Raw genomic sequence first — 17630 nt, forward strand, 5'->3', positions numbered from 1 at the left:
GCCCGCGCGCTGCGCCGCTTCCAGGCCGCCGCCGGCCTGAAAGTCGACGGGCTCGCGCGGCCCGGCGGGCCGACCGACGCCGCGCTCGACAACCGCCGCCGGCGCGTCTGGCGCTTGGCCGCGCAAGGCCGCCGGCCGGAGGATGAGACGCTCGACGACCGCCTCGCCGTCTTCTTGCAAGACCGCGCCCGGCGCCGCCGGATCGCCGAGGACGACCTCGCCGCGCTTTCGGAAAGCCGCACCGGCCGCCTCCACCTGATCCGCCTCGCCCGCACCACGGACCCGGAGACCGCGCGGCCCATCCTCGCCCGCGAACTCGACCGCCTGCGCGCCGAACGGGCCGCGCGGGCGAAAAGCCCGCCCGACGACGGCTCGCGCCCCCTGCCCGGCGACGGCGACGGTCGCGCCCCTGGCCGGCCGGGACCGCCCGACGACGGATCGCGGCCAATGCCCGGCGACGGGGGCGGTCGCGCGCCCGGCTATCCAGGACCGCCCGACGACGGCTTTCGCCCGCCGCCAGACGGCGATGACGACGGCCGCCCGCCCGGCCTCCCCGGCCCGCCCGACGACGGGTCACGCCCCCTGCCGGACGACAAGCCGCCGCCGCCCGACCCGGACGACGACGAACCGGAAGACGACTGCCCGACGCAGGAGGAGATCGACGCGCTTAAGGCGAGCGCAGCAAAGGTCCGTGAGCGTGTCCGCGAAGCGGAAGAAAAGGTTGCGGCTCGTTTGCGCGAAGCGGCCGCCGCGGAAGCCTCAATCCAAACAGAGAAAGTCAACGCCGCAAAAGCCGGGCTCGACGTTGGGCTTTGCTTGCTCAATTTGAACGCGGCAAGAGCTGCAGCGTGCATCTTACGAACCGCGGGCGTCGCCGGTGGCGCGCTTATCCTCACATTGTATAGATTGGACACCGCGCAAGACGCACTTCGCGCGGCGGAGCAAGAGATGAACGAAGCGCGGGAGGAGTTAGAAGCTCTTGAAGCCGAGATAGAAGCGCTGGAGGAAAAGCGCCGTGTATGTCGGGACAAAGGCCATGGCGCTGCAGTTCCGTCCGATCAGTCTGCAGAGGTCGAGTATCGCAGAAACAGGTGAACCTCACGGCGAACCTTTTTTCGTTCTTTGGCGGTCAAGGCGGCCGCGGCGCGCTCCACATCATCCGGATTCGGCCAAGCTCCCAACGCGGCGGCCAGGAGCATGTGATAATATGCATCCGTGTAGTCGCCCTCGTGCACTTGGAAACCGCCCAAGACGAGCGCGGCGATCGCATCACGCTCCGCGACCGCTTCCCGAAGCCAATATCGCCCGCCTGCGCGGTAACTCGGGTCCGCCGCCGGCGACAGGAGCATCTGGCCCACTGCGCGTTTCTCTGCGGGCGTCATCTCTTCCGGCGTGGGCGGATCGCTCACCGTTCGGGCGAAGCTTGGATAAGGGGCTTGGCCAATGCCGAAGTGAAGGCGCGCCATCAGTTCGAGGCGCGCAAGAGGACCGCCCTTCACGATCAAGGCGGCCCAGGCTCGCTCCCCCTCAACCCCGTTGAGCAGCGCGTCGCGCAACGGCGTCGGCCATTCCCTGAAGGCAGGGCCGAAGATGTCAGCAAACCCGTCCCACTCCTCAGGCGGCGCGTCGTCCAACCACCGCTGAAGCCACCAGCGCGCGGCCTGGTGGCGAAAGTGCGCCTCGGCGTCCGGCTCCCCCTCCCCGGGCTCGGCGAGCTCGAGGCGATAGGCGGCGGCGATGATCGCGGGCGCGAAGCCGCAGACGATCGATCGGTGCACCAACGTCTCCAGCCGATCGATCGCCGGCTGCACGATCGAACGGTCCTGCGCCGCGACGCCGGCCGCGACCTCGTCCATTGCGGCGTTGCACAACGCCCTATCTCGCTCCCGCGCGGCGATCTCCGCCGCGTCCAAGGCGGCGGCGCGGGCGGAGGCGAAGGTCAGCGCGATCAGCGCGAAAAGGAGCAACTTCTTCATTATTCAATTATAGAGAGCTTTTGACGGGCTCGGAAGCGGCCTATGCGGGCCTGGCGCTCCGCGCGCGCACCATGCAACTGGAGGCCGCCGCCGCCCGCCCTTCGCCGCCCGCCCTTCGCCGCCCGAGGCCCCCGCTTTCGCGGGGGCGCCGAGGGGCGTGCGGGCGGCCCGCGCCGCGGCCCGCCTCAAAGAAAAACGGCCGCCCGGATGACCGGACGACCGTTTTCATTGCGACCGGGACGAACCCGAGCCTGCGGCGCCTCAGGCGGCCTTCAGGTTCTGGTTGGCGAAGTCCCAGTTGATCAGATGCTCCAGGAACGCGCCCATATAGTCCGGACGGCGGTTCTGGTAGTCGAGATAGTAGGCGTGCTCCCACACATCCATGGTGATGAGCGGGGTCTTGCCGTGCACCAGCGGCGTGTCGGCGTTGAGCGTCTTCTCGACCTTCAACTTGCCGCCGTCGAGGACGAGCCACGCCCAGCCGGAGCCGAACTGCGTCGCGCCGGCGGTCTTGAACTGGTTGGCGAACTCCTCGTAGGAGCCGAAATCCTCCTTGATCTTGTCGGCGATGTCGCCGGTCGGCTGACCGCCGCCGTTCGGGCTCATCGAGTGCCAATAGAAGGTGTGGTTCCAGACCTGGGCGGCCTGGTTGAAGAGCCCTTGATCGCCCTTGTCATGGGCCGCCTGGGCGATCTCCTCGATCGAGGCGCCCTCAAGGTCGGTGCCGGAGATCAGCTCGTTGGTCTTGGTGACGTAGGCGTTGTGGTGCTTGTCGTGGTGGAAGCTGAGCGTATCGGCCGAGATGTGCGGCGCGAGCGCATCCTTACCGTAGGGCAGATCGGGCAGTTCGATAGCCATTTTTCCCTCGCTTTATCCCTGTTTCGCGCGGCGCGTCGCCGCTTCGGTGGGGTCTCGTTTCGGGCGAAAGACGGGGGCGGGCGCAGATACGCCGCGAAAGCCCCCTCGTCCCGCCTGCGCAATGTAAGCGCTCGCGGGCGGGGATCAACCCGGACGAACGGCGGGACCGGGGTTCAGGCCTCCGCGTCCGGGGCGTTCTTCTCCGCCGCACGCTCCCAGCCGCGATCGGTCTGCTTCCAGTAGGTCAGATGACGCCCGCCCTCCATCTCGCGCTTCCAGGCGGCCCGCGCGGCGGCGACGGCTTCTGGATCCCGGCCGTCGAAGATCCGGCAGACCAAGGCGAAGCCCTCCGCGCTCGCGGCCTCCGCCCCGTCCGTCAGGAATAGGACGGAGGCGCCGTTGGGGTTCTCCTGCTGGTCGGTCAGCCAGATCGGCTGTTGGGCGGCGTGGCCGTCCGCGGCGGAGCCGTGGGGCAGGAAGCTGCGCTCGGCGTAGGTCCAGAGGTGATCGGCCAACTGCTCCACCCGGTCGGTCGAGCGCGCACGCACGATCGCGCGCCAGCCGCGCTCCAGACAGCGCTCCAACATGATGGGAAGCGCCCCCTCCAGGCTCGCCCGCTCAAGATGATAGTAGCGGATTTCCATCGCCGAGCCTCCGCGCCCGAGCCGACCGCCCGCCGCCTCAGCCGTAATGGTCGGCGACGAAGCGGTTCAGCAGCCGAACGCCGAAGCCGGTCGCGCCCTTCGGGACGGTCGGCTTCTCCTTGGTCGACCAGGCCATGCCGGCGATATCCAGGTGCGCCCACTTGGTGTTGTCGATGAAGCGCGCCAGGAACTGCGCGGCCGTGATCGACCCCGCCGGCCGACCGCCGACATTCTTCATGTCGGCGATGTCGGATTTTAACTGCTTGTCGTAATCCTCGCCCATCGGCAGCCGCCAGACCTTCTCGGCGCTGTCCTGGCCGGCGCGGTGCAGACGTTCGGCCAGCTCGTCGTCGTTGCAGAACAGGCCGGCGTGCTCATGCCCCAGTCCGATGATGATGGCGCCGGTCAGCGTCGCCAGATCGACGATCAACTGCGGCTTGTGCTCCTTCTGGACATAGGTCAGCACGTCGCACAGCACGAGGCGGCCCTCAGCGTCGGTGTTGATCACCTCGATCGTCTGGCCGGACATTGAGGTCACCACGTCGCCCGGACGCTGCGCGTCGCCGTCGGGCATGTTCTCGACCAGACCGACGGCGCCGATGACGTTCGCCTTGGCCTTGCGGCCGGCCAGCGCCTTCATCAAGCCGGAGACGGCGCCCGCGCCCCCCATGTCCCACTTCATCTCCTCCATGCCGCCGGCGGGCTTGAGCGAGATGCCGCCGGTGTCGAAGGTGACGCCCTTTCCGACGAAACAGAGCGGGCGCGAGGATTTGCCGGCGCCGTTCCATTTCATGACCACGACTTGGCTTTCCCGGCGCGAGCCTCGGCCGACCGCGAGCAGCGCGCCCATGCCCAGCTTCTCGAGCTTCTTCTCGCCCATGACTTCGACTTCGACGCCGAGCGCTTCGAGCGCCTGTAGCTCCTTCGCGAAGCTTTCGGGGTAAAGGACGTTGGGCGGCTCCGAGACGAGGTCCCGCGTGAAGAAGACGCCGTCGGCGACGGCCTCGAGGTCTTTGTAAAGCTTGCGGGCCTTCGCCGGCTCCTCCGACTGGACGGAAAGCTTCCGGAGGGTCGGTTTGTCGCTCGCCTTCTCCTTGGTGCGGTACTTGTCGAAGCGATACCCCGACAAAAGCGCGCCATAGGCGAGGTTTGCAGCCGCATCGGCCGCGCTGACCGCGCCGAGATCGACGCAGATCAGCGCCTCCTTCTCACCGTCGGCGTTAAGCGCCTTGGCGAGCCGTCCGCCGACGTCCTGCCACTGCAGCAACTCCAATCCGCGGCCGACGCCGTAAAGATAGACTCGGCTGTAGGCGGCGTCGGACGGGGCCAGGACGGTGAGCGATTCGCCGGTTTTGCCGTTGAACCGGCTGACTTTCAGCGCCCGACTGATCGCGCCGCCGGTCTCCTCGTCGACGCGCTGAGCGGCGGGGCCGAGTTTGCGGCCCTCCTCGATCGCGCAGGCGACGGCGCCCGTCGCGCCAGCTTTCTTGGGCGCGCCCTTGGGCGCATCGGAAAAGGCGATCTTGAGCGCGTTCGTCATGGTCGGACCCGAAATTCCCTGCAAGTTAAGTCGCTTGGCCCGCCGGCCCCGCGCGCGACAGCGGCGCTGCGTCCGGCGTCTCCATGCAAGAGAGTAGGGCCTCCCCTCGCGCTTGAAAAGCGCCCCGGCCGGGGAAACCGCCGGCGCGGCGAAAGGGGCGATTTCGGGGCGCCCGGTGAAAGCGCGTGCATGGGCGGGGCGCTTTTGCTAGGAAAACAAACGCTCTAGCTCCAGGCGCCGCGCCGGCGCAGGCGGGGCGTTCGACCGGACGGACCGGACTCGTTAACGGATCGAACATGCGACGCGTCACACTCTACATGAGCCAACAGATCGCGGCCGTGACCCTGTTCGCGACGGTGGTCTTGTGCGTGGCGGTGCTCCTCGTCCAGTCAGTGCGGCTGATCGATCTGATCGTCAATCGCGGCGTGGGCCTCAGCCAGTTCGGCTATATGGCCTCGCTGATGGTGCCGCGGTTCGTCGCGCTGGTAATGCCGATCGCGCTCTTCGGAGCGACGCTCTTCAGCTACAACCGGATGATCAACGACAGCGAGCTTGTGGTGCTTCGCTCGGCGGGGCTGAGCACCTGGTCGTTGGCGCGTCCCGCGCTGATCGTCGCGGTCGCGGCGAGCGCGGTGTGCTACGCCATGACGCTCTACATGATGCCGGCGGCGGCGAAGGAGTTGCGCTTTCATCTGGAAGAGACCCGTTCCCAATGGGGCGCGGCGCTGTTGCAGGAGGGCAAGTTCACGAACGTCGGCGACGAGGTGACGATTTTCGTGCGCGAACGCACCGGCTCCGGCGAGTTGCAGGGGATCCTCTATCATAGTCAGGCGGCCGGCGAGACGGCCTTCACCGTCATCGCAGAACGCGGCGCCGTGGTCGAGACCGAACAGGGTCCGCGCATCGTCGTCCTGAACGGCACCCGCCAATCCTTCGAGGACGGGCGCATGCATCTGGTGCGGTTCGACCGTAGTACGATCGACCTTGGCGGCGACCGGAAGGCGAGCGAAAACTACTGGGATCAGCCTGAGGAGCGCTTCCTTCCGCGTCTTCTCTATCCCAGCGAGACCGACCCGAACGACGTCTACTACCGCCCGAAATTGATCGCCGAAGGACATGGCCGCCTGGTTCTCCCCATCCTACCGATCACCTATGCGGCCTTGGCGCTGGCCTTCATGTTGCGCGCGCAGTTCTCGCGACGAGGCAATCTGGGCGGCGTTTTGTGCGCCGTGGGCGTCATGACGGTGGTTCTGATCGGGCATCTGTCGCTGTTGAACGCGGCCGGGCGCAATTTAGACCTACTGCCGGCGCTTTGGGCGAACGCGCTCGCGCCGCTCCTGATCGCGCTGGCGGTGCTTTACAAGCCGCGAAAACACAAGCGCCGCGCCCCGCCGCCGGAGACGGCGGAGCCGCTCGGCCAGCCGGCGGAGTAGCGGGACGATGCGCCTATCGCTGCTGTTCACCCGCTACATGGGCCGGCATTTCGGATTTTGGCTCGCCTCGGTCTTTCTGACGTTGATCGCGATCGTGGCGATGTTCGATTTGGTGGAGCTGTTGCGCCGCGCGTCGGGCAAACAGGAGGTGACCACCGAGGTCGTGGTGCAGATGTCGCTGCTGAAGCTCCCGCATCTGGTCCAGGACATGCTGCCCTTCGCCGTGCTGATCGGGGGCATGCTGACCTTCTGGCGTCTCGCGCGGGCGAACGAACTGGTGGTGGCCCGGGCCGCGGGCGTGTCTGTCTGGCAACTGCTGCTGGCCCCCATCGCGATCACCTTCCTGGTCGGCGTGGTGTTGATCACGACCTTCAATCCCTTCGCGGCGGCCATGCGCACCCAATACGAACAGCTCGAGGCGAAGTATCTCAGCCAGCAACGCAGCGAGTTGGCCGTTTCGCCGACGGGCGTGTGGCTGCGTCAGGGCACGCGCGACCGGCAGTCGGTGATCCACGCTGACGACGTAGACGGCAGGGGCGCTACGCTGATCGGCGTCACCGTCTACCGGTTGGCGGAGCAGGACCGGTTCGTGGGACGCGTCGACGCCGCGCGCGCGGTTCTGCGAGAGGGCTATTGGGAGCTCCAGGACGCGTTCGTCTCCGAGCCCGAGCGGGCCTCGGAGCCTTACGCAACATACCGGATCGCGACGGACCTGACCGTCGACAAGATCCAAGACAGTTTCGCCTCCGCCGACAGTCTCAGCTTCTGGGAGCTGCCGCAGTTCATCGGCACGATGGAGGAGGCCGGATTCAACGCCAACATTCACCGGCTCTATCTGCATTCGTTGCTGGCGACGCCGCTGTTGCTGTGCGCGATGGTGCTGATCGCGGCCAGCTTCACGATCCGAACCGGACGGCGCGCGCGCACCGGACTGATGGTTGTGGGCGGCGTGACCAGCGGCTTTGTGCTTTACTTCTTCACCAACGTGGTCCACGCGCTTGGCCTGTCCGCCAGCATCCCGGCGCAACTCGCCGCCTGGATGCCGGCGGGGGTCAGCACAATGCTTGGCGTGACCGCGCTGTTGCATCTGGAGGATGGATGACGTTCCAACCCCCCCGTCGCTTTCGCACCCTCGCCGTCGTCGCAGCCGGACTGGTCGCGCTGGGGGGCGGCGCCTTCGCCCCCGATCCGTTGGGCGCGGACCCGCGCGACGGACGGGCCGCGGCGCAGGAGAATGTGCTGCGCATCGCCGCGGTGGTGAACGGCGACGTGATCTCGATCTACGATCTGACCAACCGACTGTCGCTGGTCGCGCTGTCGTCAGGGCTGGAGCTGGATCAGGAGACGCAACAGCGTCTGTTGCCGCAGGTCATGCGCTCCATGATCGACGAAAAGCTGCAGCTCCAGGCCGCCGCGGAGAACGGCGTGCGGGTGACCGACCGTGAAATCGAGCAGCAAATCGAACAACTGGCCCAGCGCAACAACATGCAGTCCCCGGACCAACTTCGGGCCTTTGTGGCCCAGCGCGGAGTCAACCCAACGGCGTTGCGCCAACAGATCGAGCCGCAGATCGCTTGGGCGAAGTATGTGCAACGCCGACTGCGTCGCGACGTGCGCATCGGCGAGGACGAGATCGACGAAGAGCTGGCCCGCCTCGCCGCCGTCGCCGATCAGCCGCAGCACCGGGTCTATGAGATATTTCTGTCCGTCGACAATCCGGACCGGGAGCAGGACGTGCGGCAGAACGCCGAACGGCTGGTCAGCCAGATCCGCAACGGCGCGGATTTCAGCTCGATCGCGCGGAGTTTCTCGCAGAGTTCGACCGCGCCGGCCGGCGGCGATTTAGGTTGGGTGGCCGCCGGGCAGTTGGAGCCGCAGTTGGACGAAGTCCTGCAGCAGTTGCGCCCAGGGATGATCTCCCGTCCGATCCGAACGGTGGCGGGCTACTACATCCTGTACGTCACGGACGAGCGGATCGAAGGGGTCGACCCGCTCGACGCGACAATCGATCTGGCGCAGATGACCGTCCGTCCCGACGGCGACGATCCGGCCGCGCGCGACCTGGTCCGGCGCGACTTGGATCAACGCGCCGGGTCGATCGCCGGCTGCGACGGGTTGCAGCGCTACTCAGACGAACGCGGCGACGCCAGCATCGCCCGTGCGGACGGGGTGCGGCTTGGCGATCTGCCGGAAGCGGTGCGCGAGGCGGTGGCGCCGCTTCAAACCGGCCAGACATCGCGCGCGATCGACCGCGGCGGCCCGATGGTGATGATCTCGATCTGCGCGCGCGAGGAGGCGACGGCCAACCTGCCGAGCCGCGACGAGGTGGCGAACCGGTTGCTGTCTGAGCGGCTGGATCTGCGCGCCCGACGGGAACTGCGCGACCTGCGGCGCGCGGCCTATGTCGACGTCCGGCTTTGAGGCGGCGATGGCGGACGGCGCCCCCGAGGTGAGAACGCCGCCGCTGGCGGTGACGATGGGCGAGCCGGCGGGCGTCGGCGGAGAGATCGCGCTGGCCGCATGGACCCGGCGCGCCGGCGAAGACCTGTCCCCGTTCTTTATGATCGACGATCCGGACCGGCTGACGGCATTGGCGCGCAAGATCGGTCTCGATGCGCCAGTGGCCGCGATCGACGCGCCCTCGGAAGCGCCCGGCGTTTTCGGGCGCGCCCTGCCCGTGCTCCCGCTGCGCGGCGGCTGCGCCGACGCAACCCCCGGCGCACCGCATCCGGCCCACGCGCCGAGCGTCATCGAATCGATTGACCGGGCCGTGCGCGCGGCGCAAAGCGGCGAAGCCGCCGGCGTCGTCACCAACCCTATCCAGAAAAGCGCGCTTTACGAGGCGGGGTTCACCCATCCCGGCCATACCGAGTATCTGGCGGCGCTCACCGGCGCCGAACGCTCGGTCATGATGCTGGTCGCGCCCGGTTTGCGCGCCGTGCCGGTGACGATCCACCGGCCGCTGGCGAAGGCCGTGCAGGAGTTGACGACGGATATGATCGTCGAGACGGGGCGGATTACGGCCGCGGCTTTGGCGCGCGACTTCGCGATCGCCGCCCCGCGTCTCGCGCTCGCCGGCCTCAATCCCCACGCTGGAGAAGGCGGCGCGCTGGGACGCGAGGAGATCGAGATCATCGCGCCCGCCGCGGAGATCCTGCGCGCCGACGGGATCACCGTGCTGGGTCCGCTGCCGGGCGACACCATGTTCCATGCGGAGGCCCGCGAGACCTATGACGCAGCGCTCGGCATGTATCACGACCAGGCGCTGATCCCGGTCAAGACGCTGGATTTCCACGGCGGGGTCAACATGACCCTCGGCCTGCCGATCATTCGCACCTCGCCGGATCACGGCACGGCGCTTACCCTGGCGGGAGCGGGCGTCGCGCGGCCGGACAGCCTGATCGCCGCGCTGCGGCTGGCCGCCCGGGCCGCCGCCAACCGCGCCCGCGCGCCCGGCGCCCACCAGCCGTGAGCGACGGCGATCCGGACGCACGGCGGATCGCCGAACGCGTGGCGGCGCTTCCCCCCTTGCGCGAGGTGATCGCCGGGTCGGGCTTGAGCGCACGCAAGGGGCTGGGTCAGAACTTTCTTTTCGACCTGAACCTGACGGGCAAGATCGCCCGGACGGCGGCGCCGCTCGACCGGGGGACCGTCATCGAAGTCGGCCCCGGCCCGGGCGGTTTGACCCGGGCGTTGTTAAGCGAGGGCGCGACCCGCGTCGTCGCGATCGAGAAGGACGCGCGCTGCATCGAGGCGTTGGCGCCATTGGTCGAGGCGGCGGACGGACGCCTCGTCCTGCTGCAGGCCGACGCCCTGACGGTGGACGTTGAGGCGTTGGGGCCGCCCCCGCGGCGCATCGTCGCCAACCTGCCCTACAATGTCGCGACGCCGCTTCTCATCGGCTGGCTGAAGCGCGCCGAGCTTTTCGAACGCCTGGTGCTGATGTTCCAGAAGGAGGTGGCGGAGCGGATCGTCGCACGCCCCGGCGACGACGCGTACGGCCGCCTGGGCGTGCTGACCGGATGGCGCGCGCATGCGCACATCGCCTTTTCCCTGCCGCCGCGCGCCTTCACCCCGCCGCCCAAGGTGGAAAGCGCCGTGGTCGACATCGAACCGCGGGTTCCGCCCCCGGAGGATTGTCGCTTGGCCGACCTGGAGGCCGTGACGGCGGCTGCGTTCGGACAGCGACGCAAGATGCTGCGCCGGTCGCTGAAGACCTTGACGCCGGCGGCGGAGACCTTGATCGCCGAGACGGGGCTGGATCCGACGGCCCGAGCGGAAACCCTGACGGTCGCGGATTTCGCCGCGCTCGCGCGCGGCTGGCGGCGCCTGTCCGAAAGCGGCGACGCTTAGGCGCCCTAAAGAAATCGTCAAGGGGTTGCACGACCATAATTGACCAATAGGTCCAGGTCGATGGCGCGCAGCGCGTCCTTGCGGCGCGTTGCCTGCAACTCGACGATAGAAAGGAGGCTCTCCCATGCGCACCATCGCAAGAACGAGCAGCCTGATCGCCGCCGGCGCCTTCGTCTTCGGCGCCGCCGCCGGCCTCGCGACGCCGACGCAGCCGGCCCACGGGGCGATCGAAACCACGATTCTAAGCGACTGGAGCTACGATGCGCTCTACGGCGACTGGCGGCTCACCTCCTTGATGGAGGCGTCCGTCCACGCCGAGACCGGCGAACGCGTCGGCTGGGTCGAGGACGTGATCTTCGACCAGAACGGCGTAATCGACACGGTGGTCGTCGAAACCAAGGGCGACATGGTGGAGAACGGGCGCTTTTTCGAAGTGGAGTGGGACACGCTCGTGTTCGACTCTCAAGAACGGGCCGTGACCTTGCCGTACACGGTCGCCCAGGTGCTCGATCTTGAGACGGCCCCGACCCATGCGGCCTTCGATTCCGGCCAGGAACGTCGCGGCGAGGCGCTTTTGTCCATGGTCGTTAATCTGGACGGGCGCGAGCCCTACGGTCGGGTCGACGATCTGCTGATGAACGTGGTCGGCAAGGTCGACGCCTACGTCGTCGAGCCGGACGGCGAAGAAGGCATGGGCTACGCCCTGCCCTACGATCCGAACCGGATCGATACGTCGGTCGAGCACACGACCTTGCCCTACACGCAGGACAAGATCATCGAACTTGGCCGCTTCGACTACGGCGAAATGGATCAATAATCCGCGCCGTTTCCAGCGCGCGCGACGCCGGGCCGGGTCCTGTCGGACCCGCGCCCAGCGCTCGCGTTCGCCGTCTCTTTTGTTGACGCTGCTCTCATGGATTTAGTTAATCGCCGACTGACCCCGCTCTTGGAGCGCTCCGAGACCACGATCTACATCGCGACCGCGCTGATCCTGGTCGGCGCGGCGGGCGCATTGCTGATCTTGGCGCTTGCCGAGACCGTCCAACGGGTGAGCGCGGGCGACCATATGGGCGCCCTGCTCAATCTGCTCGACCGGGCCTTGCTGGTCCTGATGCTGGCGGAGATCATCTACACCGTCCGGCGGATCGCCCGCACCCATCGGCTTGAGGCCGAGCCCTTCTTCATCGTCGCCATCATCGCCGCCATCCGGCGCATGCTGGTGATCACGGCCGAAAGCACGGCGCATGTGAACATGCAGGATCCGACCTTCCAGGCGGCGCTCGCCGAACTGGGCCTGTTGGCGCTGATCATCCTGGCGCTGGCCGGCAGCATGCGGATCGTGCGCCGGGTCGAACGCGAAGACGACGGCGCGGCGAAGGAGGAAACCGACGAACGGTGAGCGCGCCCCGTCCGTCACGCCGCCCCTCGCCTCTCGGCGCGGCGTTGTCGCGGCGCGTCGACGCTGGTAAAAGCCGGGCGCGCGCACGGCGAATCGGCTAGAGGCTGAGCGATCGTCGCCCAGGTTTCGCACCACGGCCCCTTTCTGGAGAGAGCGCCCGCCCATGAAAGCCAAAGTCTTCGTCACGCTGAAACCAGGCGTCCTCGACCCGCAGGGCAAGGCAATCGAACACGCGTTGGGCGGCCTCGGATTCGAGGGGGTCAACGAGGTGCGCCAGGGCAAGGTGATCGAACTCGACCTCGCCGCCAAGGACCGCGCGGCGGCGGAGGCCGAGGTGGAGGCGATGTGCAAGAAGCTCCTCGCCAACACCGTGATCGAGAATTACGCCATCGAGATCGACGGCTGAGCCGCGGAGACGAACCCATGAAATCCGCGGTCATCCTGTTCCCCGGCACCAATCGCGAAAAGGACATGCTGGATGCGATCGAGCGCGCCTCGGGCGTTCGGCCGGATCTGATCTGGCATCGCGAGACGAGCCTCGCCGGCTACGACCTGATCGTCGTGCCCGGCGGCTTCTCCTACGGCGATTACCTGCGCTGCGGGGCGATGGCCGGCAATTCGCCCATCATGCGCGCGGTCAAGGCTGAGGCCGAACGCGGCGTCGCGGTGCTTGGCGTGTGCAACGGCTTCCAGATCCTGACCGAAACCGGGTTGCTGCCCGGCGCGCTGTTGCGCAACGCCGGCCTCAAATTCATCTGCAAATACACCCATCTGAAGGCCGAGCGCTGCGCCGCGCCCTTCACCCAGACGCTGACGCCCGGCCAGGTCACCGAAGTCGCCGTCGCCCATAATGAAGGCAACTATTTCGCCGATCAGGCGACCTTGGACGAGCTTGAGGGCGAGGGCCGCGTGGTGTTCCGTTACTGCGACGCGGACGGCGCCGTGTCGGCCGAAACCAACCTCAACGGCTCGCAGCGCAACATCGCCGGCGTCGTCAACGCGCGCGGCAACGTACTGGGCATGATGCCGCATCCCGAAGATGCGACCGACGCGGCTCTCGGGAAGACCGAGGGGCTGCCGCTGTTCGAAAGCCTCGCGCACGCGCTGGCCCCCGCCTGACCGCTCGCTAAAGAAGGGACGCCTGCATGTTCGGAGCCGCGAACGACGACGCCCAACGCAATGTCTTCGGCGAGGCGATTCTGCCCTGCTCCGCCGATCCGATCACCGGCTTCTACCGCGACGGCTGCTGCAACACCGGCTCGGAGGATCACGGCTCCCACACCGTCTGCGCGGTGATGACCGAAGACTTTCTGACCTTCACCAAATCGGTCGGCAACGACCTCTCCACGCCGCGGCCCGAATTCGGCTTCCCCGGCCTGAAGCCTGGCGATCAATGGTGTCTGTGCGCGGCGCGCTGGCTGCAGGCCTACGAGGCCGACGCCGCGCCGAAGGTGCATCTGCTGGCGACCAACGAGAAGGCGTTGGAGATCGTGCCGCTCGACCTGATGAAGGCCCATGCGGCGGATCTGAGCTAAACGGCGCCTTTTTCTCGCGGGCGCTCGCCGGCAGGCGGGTATAGTCTGCGGACCAGATCGACAAAACGTCTTCCCGGACCCGGACCTCCCCTCTCATGGCGCGCTCAGCCGCCCTTTCCCCCTATCTTTCGCTCGCGGCGATCATCGGTTCGATCACGCTGCTCCAGTTGGGCTCCGGCCTGCTGCTGGCGCTGATGCCGCTCAAGATGGAGGCGGCGGGCCTGCCGGCGCGATCCGTCGGCTTCGTCTCCACCGGCTATGCGGCCGGCTTCATGGCGGGCTGCCTGTTCGCGACCTGGTTCGTGCGCTGGATCGGCCATATCCGCGCCTTCGCGGCGCTGGCGGCGGTTCTGGCGGCGACCACGCTCGCCTTCACCGTCAGCGGCGACCCTTGGCTGTGGACGGGCCTGCGCGCCTTCATGGGGCTGTGCATGGCGGGGCTGATGACCATCTCGGACAGCTGGGTCTCCGCCCAGACGCCCCCGGACCAGCGCGGCCGCGTGCTGTCCGGCTACATGATCCTGAACAAGCTGGCGCTCGCCGGCGGGCCGATGATGCTGACCTTCGGCGAGATCGCGGGGCCGGGCTTCTTCATGTTGATCTCGGCGCTCTACTCGATCTCGATGCTCCCGGTCGCCTTCACCCACGCGCCGCTGCCGACCTTGCCGCCGGCGGAACGCCTCGGCCTGCGCGCGGTCTATCGCAATGCGCCTGCGGCTCTGATCGGTTGCGTGGCGATCGGGCTGATGAATTCCGCCGTGCTCAATCTGGCGCCGCTCTACGGCGCGCAGGTCGGCCTCGCCCCCGCGGCGGCGGGCGCGCTGCTGACGGTCTTCCAATTGGGCTCGCTGCTGCTGCAATGGCCGATCGGGTGGCTCAGCGATCGAATGGATCGGCGCCGGGTAATCGTCGGCGGCGCGCTGGCGGTGGCGGCCGTGTCGCTGGCGCTCGGCCTGCTGGGCGGGCGGATCGGCGACGGCTGGATGCTGTTCGCGCTGGTCGGGCTGTGGGGCGGCGTGGGGCTGTCGATCTACGCGGTCTGCATCGCGCACGCCACCGACTTCGCCAAGCCGGAGCAGATGGTGGCGCTGTGCTCCAGCCTGATCCTGGGCTGGGCCATCGGCTCGGCGATCGGGCCGACGGCGGGCTCGCTGGCGATGGAGCGGCTAGGGCCGGGCGGGGTCTTCCTCTACGCCGCCGCGGTGGCGCTGGCGCTCGCCGGCTTCGTCGCCTACCGCATGACGCGCCGGCGCGCCAAGGCCCCGGCGGAGCGCGATCCCTTCGTCAACCTGCCCGCCACAAGTCCAGCGATTCCTCAGCTCGATCCGCGGGCGAAGCGGGCGATGGCCGAAAGCGTCGACGAAGCGCTGGGCTTGGACGAGACCCCTGACGGCGACGATCCGGCGGAGCCGCCGCGCTACAGCCCCAGCGCGCGCTGACCCGCGGGGCCTTCAACGATCAGCGCGAGCCTCGGGTCTCGGCGAAAAGGCTGCGCACCCGATCGATGTCCGCCTGGGTGAGCCGCCCCTGATCCTGCAGATGCGATTGGAACCGGAGGTCCGCCTTCGCCGCGTCGGCCGGCACCTCATCGAAATGGCTCACAACGTCCTCGCGATCCGCATAGCCTTTGCGCGCGCACGCCGTCCGGATATCTTCAAGCGCCGCGAGCGAGCCCGCATGGCGATCTCGGCGCCAAAGGAGGCCGGGATAGCCGTGCGCGGCCATCGTCTCCTCCTCATGGGCGAAGCGGACCCGCAAGCGAGCGATCAAGGCGTCCAGCCGCGCCTCGTAATCGCCGACGCGCGTTCCGTCATAGGCGTCGACGCAGTCGTTGAGGGCGTCGAGAATGGCGAGAGGCTCTTCATCGATCGCCAGCCACGCGATGATCCAAACCGCGGGCGACAGAAACCGCTTCATCCCCTCCTCGCAGTCGCTTCGCGCGATACGCCCCTGTTATACATTTTATGATATGCACCGCCTGCTGCGCGAAGATGTGGCGGCGGGCTAGGCCGCGACAAAAAAAACGCCCGGCCGAAGCGGCCGGGCGTCCTTCGTGGCTTTGGGACGCGCCGTTAGCGCGAATAGAACTCAACCACCAGATTCGGCTCCATCTGGACCGGATAGGGCACGTCCTCAAGCTTCGGCGTGCGGGTGATCGAAGCGGCCAGCTTCTTGTGATCGACGTCGAGATAATCCGGAATCTCGCGCTCGGCGGACTGGATCGCCTCCAGCACCAGCGGCATCTCTTTCGACTTCTGACGAACCTCGACCACATCGCCCATCTTGACGACGTAGGAGGGAACTGTGACGCGCTGACCGTTGACCAGAACATGGCCGTGATTGACGAACTGGCGCGCGGCGAAGACCGTCGGCACGAACTTCGCGCGATAGACGACGGCGTCCAGGCGGTGCTCCAGCAGGCCGATCAGGTTCTCGCCGGTGTCGCCGCGACGGCGCACGGCCTCATCGTAATACTTGCGGAACTGCTTCTCGCCGATGTTGCCGTAGTAGCCCTTGAGCTTCTGCTTGGCCATCAGCTGGATGCCGAAGTCGGAGGGCTTGCGCTTGCGGCCCTGGCCGTGCTGGCCGGGTCCGTATTCACGCTTGTTAACGGGGCTCTTGGGCCGACCCCACAGGTTGACGCCCAAACGGCGGTCAATTTTGTGCTTAGCGGCGTTGCGCTTTGACATATGGTCTCTCCCGGTTTACCCGATCGGATGCCGACCGGCGGTTGGCGTTGTCCCGGTAGTCCGACCCCGATGGCCACTTAAGGTTGATGCGCCCTGCATCCACCCGGCCGTCAGGCGGCGGGATCGCGATTCGATCGCCCGACCGTCGTGCGGCGAGCAAGCGTCCGCGATCCGCATTCCCGGAAAGCGCGCGGACTATAGGGATTTCGCAGACGCTGTCAAACCCGGCGCGCCGGGCGCGACGAGCCTTTTTTCAGGAGCGTTCATGACCGCTGGCGGCGAGATCGACCAGGACGCGTCCGACGCCGAACGGGCGGCGCACGCGCGCGGCTTCGCGCTGACGCTGTTCGGCGTCATGGTGCTGACGCCGGACACGCTTTTGATCCGTCTGATCGACACCGATCCATGGACCATGACCTTCTGGCGCGGCCTATTGATGCCCAGCGCCCTGATGATCGCCTATTGGGTCGTTCGGCGCGGGAAGATGTGGGCCGACATCCGCGGTCTCGGCTGGGCGGGGCTCGCGGTTTCGGGCATCTACGCCGTCAACGCGCTCAGCTTCGTGCTCGCGGTGGAGCACACGAAGGTCGCCAACGTGTTGGTGATCCTGGCCGCGGCCCCGCTGTTCGCCGGGCTGTTCTCGGTCATTTTCCTGCGCGAGCGGGTCCCGCTGCCGACCTGGGCGGCGATCGCCGCCGGCGTCGCGGGCGTCGCCATCGTGGTGGGCGGCGGCTTCTCCGCCGGGACGTCGGTCGGCGATCTGTTCGCCCTGCTGACGGCCTTCTCGCTGGCCGGCACCTTCACGGTGATCCGCAAATCGAAGGCGCGCAACATGGTGCCGGCGACGGCGCTGGGCGGGTTCCTCACCATGATCGCGATGATTCCGCTGGCCGATCCGGGATCGCTCGAAGGGATGCGGCTCGGCATGATGCTGCTCTTGGGCCTCGTCGTGCTGCCGATCGCCTTCGGCCTGATCACGCTGGGTCCGCGCACGGTGCCGGCGCCGGAGGTGGCGCTGCTGATGCTGCTGGAGACGGTGCTGGGTCCGTTCTGGGTCTGGCTGGCGATCGGCGAGGCGCCGGGCCTGCCGACCTATATCGGCGGCGCGGTCGTCCTCGGCGCGGTCGCGCTCCACGCCGTCTGGCGCCTCAGCCGCCGCCGGCGCGTCCGGCCCCATCCGCCGCCGCATGGGTGAACGCGGG

Annotated in this window: 18 protein-coding genes and 1 pseudogene; 13 read left to right on the top strand and 6 right to left on the bottom strand. The window is 67.8% G+C overall.

All coding sequences use genetic code 11. The features are described from left to right. Positions 1–1095, top strand: a pseudogene (locus tag RIB45_RS08755) (hypothetical protein); the annotation flags it as partial. Here the strand turns inward: RIB45_RS08755 and RIB45_RS08760 are convergent. From RIB45_RS08760 to RIB45_RS08775, 4 genes are all read right to left on the bottom strand, one after another. Then, positions 1059–1976, bottom strand: a complete 918-nt coding sequence (locus tag RIB45_RS08760) for a hypothetical protein (RefSeq protein ID WP_350049879.1) — start codon at positions 1974–1976, stop codon at positions 1059–1061. The pseudogene RIB45_RS08755 and the gene RIB45_RS08760 overlap by 37 nt on opposite strands. 261 nt (positions 1977–2237) lie before the next feature. Then, the gene (locus tag RIB45_RS08765) at positions 2238–2834 is read right to left on the bottom strand and encodes a superoxide dismutase (RefSeq protein ID WP_350049880.1); all 597 of its coding nucleotides are present in this window, start codon (positions 2832–2834) and stop codon (positions 2238–2240) included. Between the two features lie 173 nt (positions 2835–3007). Next, positions 3008–3478, bottom strand: a complete 471-nt coding sequence (locus RIB45_RS08770; RefSeq protein WP_350049881.1) for a DNA polymerase III subunit chi — start codon at positions 3476–3478, stop codon at positions 3008–3010. A 37-nt stretch (positions 3479–3515) separates the two neighbouring features. After that, complete coding sequence (locus RIB45_RS08775) at positions 3516–5018, bottom strand: leucyl aminopeptidase (protein WP_350049882.1); 1503 nt, start codon at positions 5016–5018, stop codon at positions 3516–3518. Positions 5019–5314: 296 nt separating this feature from the next. Here RIB45_RS08775 and RIB45_RS08780 point away from each other — a divergent pair, with 296 nt between their 5' ends. The 11 genes from RIB45_RS08780 to RIB45_RS08830 all read left to right on the top strand — a co-directional run bounded on the left by RIB45_RS08780 (position 5315) and on the right by RIB45_RS08830 (position 15177). Then, entirely contained in the window at positions 5315–6451 is a 1137-nt protein-coding gene (locus tag RIB45_RS08780; RefSeq protein WP_350049883.1) for an LptF/LptG family permease, read from the top strand. A 7-nt stretch (positions 6452–6458) separates the two neighbouring features. Then, entirely contained in the window at positions 6459–7553 is a 1095-nt protein-coding gene (lptG, locus tag RIB45_RS08785) for an LPS export ABC transporter permease LptG (protein WP_350049884.1), read from the top strand. Then, positions 7550–8872 carry a peptidylprolyl isomerase gene (locus tag RIB45_RS08790; protein WP_350049885.1) on the top strand — a complete coding sequence of 441 codons (1323 nt, stop codon included), beginning with the start codon at positions 7550–7552 and terminating at the stop codon, positions 8870–8872. The genes lptG and RIB45_RS08790 overlap by 4 nt, the downstream gene beginning before the upstream one ends. Positions 8873–8879: 7 nt before the next feature. Then, positions 8880–9923 carry a 4-hydroxythreonine-4-phosphate dehydrogenase PdxA gene (pdxA, locus tag RIB45_RS08795; protein WP_350049886.1) on the top strand — a complete coding sequence of 348 codons (1044 nt, stop codon included), beginning with the start codon at positions 8880–8882 and terminating at the stop codon, positions 9921–9923. Between the two features lie 38 nt (positions 9924–9961). Beyond that, complete coding sequence (rsmA, locus tag RIB45_RS08800) at positions 9962–10804, top strand: 16S rRNA (adenine(1518)-N(6)/adenine(1519)-N(6))-dimethyltransferase RsmA (RefSeq protein WP_350050124.1); 843 nt, start codon at positions 9962–9964, stop codon at positions 10802–10804. Between the two features lie 124 nt (positions 10805–10928). Next, complete coding sequence (locus RIB45_RS08805) at positions 10929–11621, top strand: PRC-barrel domain-containing protein (protein ID WP_350049887.1); 693 nt, start codon at positions 10929–10931, stop codon at positions 11619–11621. A 96-nt stretch (positions 11622–11717) separates the two neighbouring features. Then, a complete protein-coding gene (locus RIB45_RS08810; protein WP_350049888.1) occupies positions 11718–12203 on the top strand; it encodes a phosphate-starvation-inducible PsiE family protein in 486 nt (161 codons plus the stop codon). A 163-nt stretch (positions 12204–12366) separates the two neighbouring features. Next, positions 12367–12609 carry a phosphoribosylformylglycinamidine synthase subunit PurS gene (gene purS / locus RIB45_RS08815; RefSeq protein WP_350049889.1) on the top strand — a complete coding sequence of 81 codons (243 nt, stop codon included), beginning with the start codon at positions 12367–12369 and terminating at the stop codon, positions 12607–12609. Positions 12610–12626: 17 nt separating this feature from the next. After that, positions 12627–13322, top strand: a complete 696-nt coding sequence (gene purQ, locus RIB45_RS08820) for a phosphoribosylformylglycinamidine synthase subunit PurQ (RefSeq protein WP_350049890.1) — start codon at positions 12627–12629, stop codon at positions 13320–13322. 26 nt (positions 13323–13348) lie between these two features. Further along, positions 13349–13738: a DUF2237 family protein gene (locus RIB45_RS08825; protein WP_350049891.1), complete on the top strand. Its 390-nt coding sequence runs from the start codon at positions 13349–13351 to the stop codon at positions 13736–13738. Between the two features lie 95 nt (positions 13739–13833). Beyond that, on the top strand, positions 13834–15177 hold the full coding sequence (locus tag RIB45_RS08830) for an MFS transporter (protein WP_350049892.1): 1344 nt from the start codon (positions 13834–13836) through the stop codon (positions 15175–15177). A gap of 19 nt (positions 15178–15196) precedes the next feature. Here RIB45_RS08830 and RIB45_RS08835 read toward each other — a convergent pair whose 3' ends face one another. Next, complete coding sequence (locus tag RIB45_RS08835) at positions 15197–15655, bottom strand: hemerythrin domain-containing protein (RefSeq protein WP_350049893.1); 459 nt, start codon at positions 15653–15655, stop codon at positions 15197–15199. Positions 15656–15810: 155 nt separating this feature from the next. Next, positions 15811–16428, bottom strand: coding sequence for a 30S ribosomal protein S4 (rpsD, locus tag RIB45_RS08840; protein WP_350049894.1), 618 nt, complete (start codon positions 16426–16428; stop codon positions 15811–15813). Between the two features lie 265 nt (positions 16429–16693). Here rpsD and RIB45_RS08845 point away from each other — a divergent pair, with 265 nt between their 5' ends. Then, entirely contained in the window at positions 16694–17623 is a 930-nt protein-coding gene (locus RIB45_RS08845; protein ID WP_350049895.1) for a DMT family transporter, read from the top strand. Positions 17624–17630: the final 7 nt, after the last annotated feature.

This window comes from Marivibrio sp., from assembly GCF_040218065.1.
Lineage (GTDB): Bacteria > Pseudomonadota > Alphaproteobacteria > UBA8366 > Aestuariispiraceae > Marivibrio.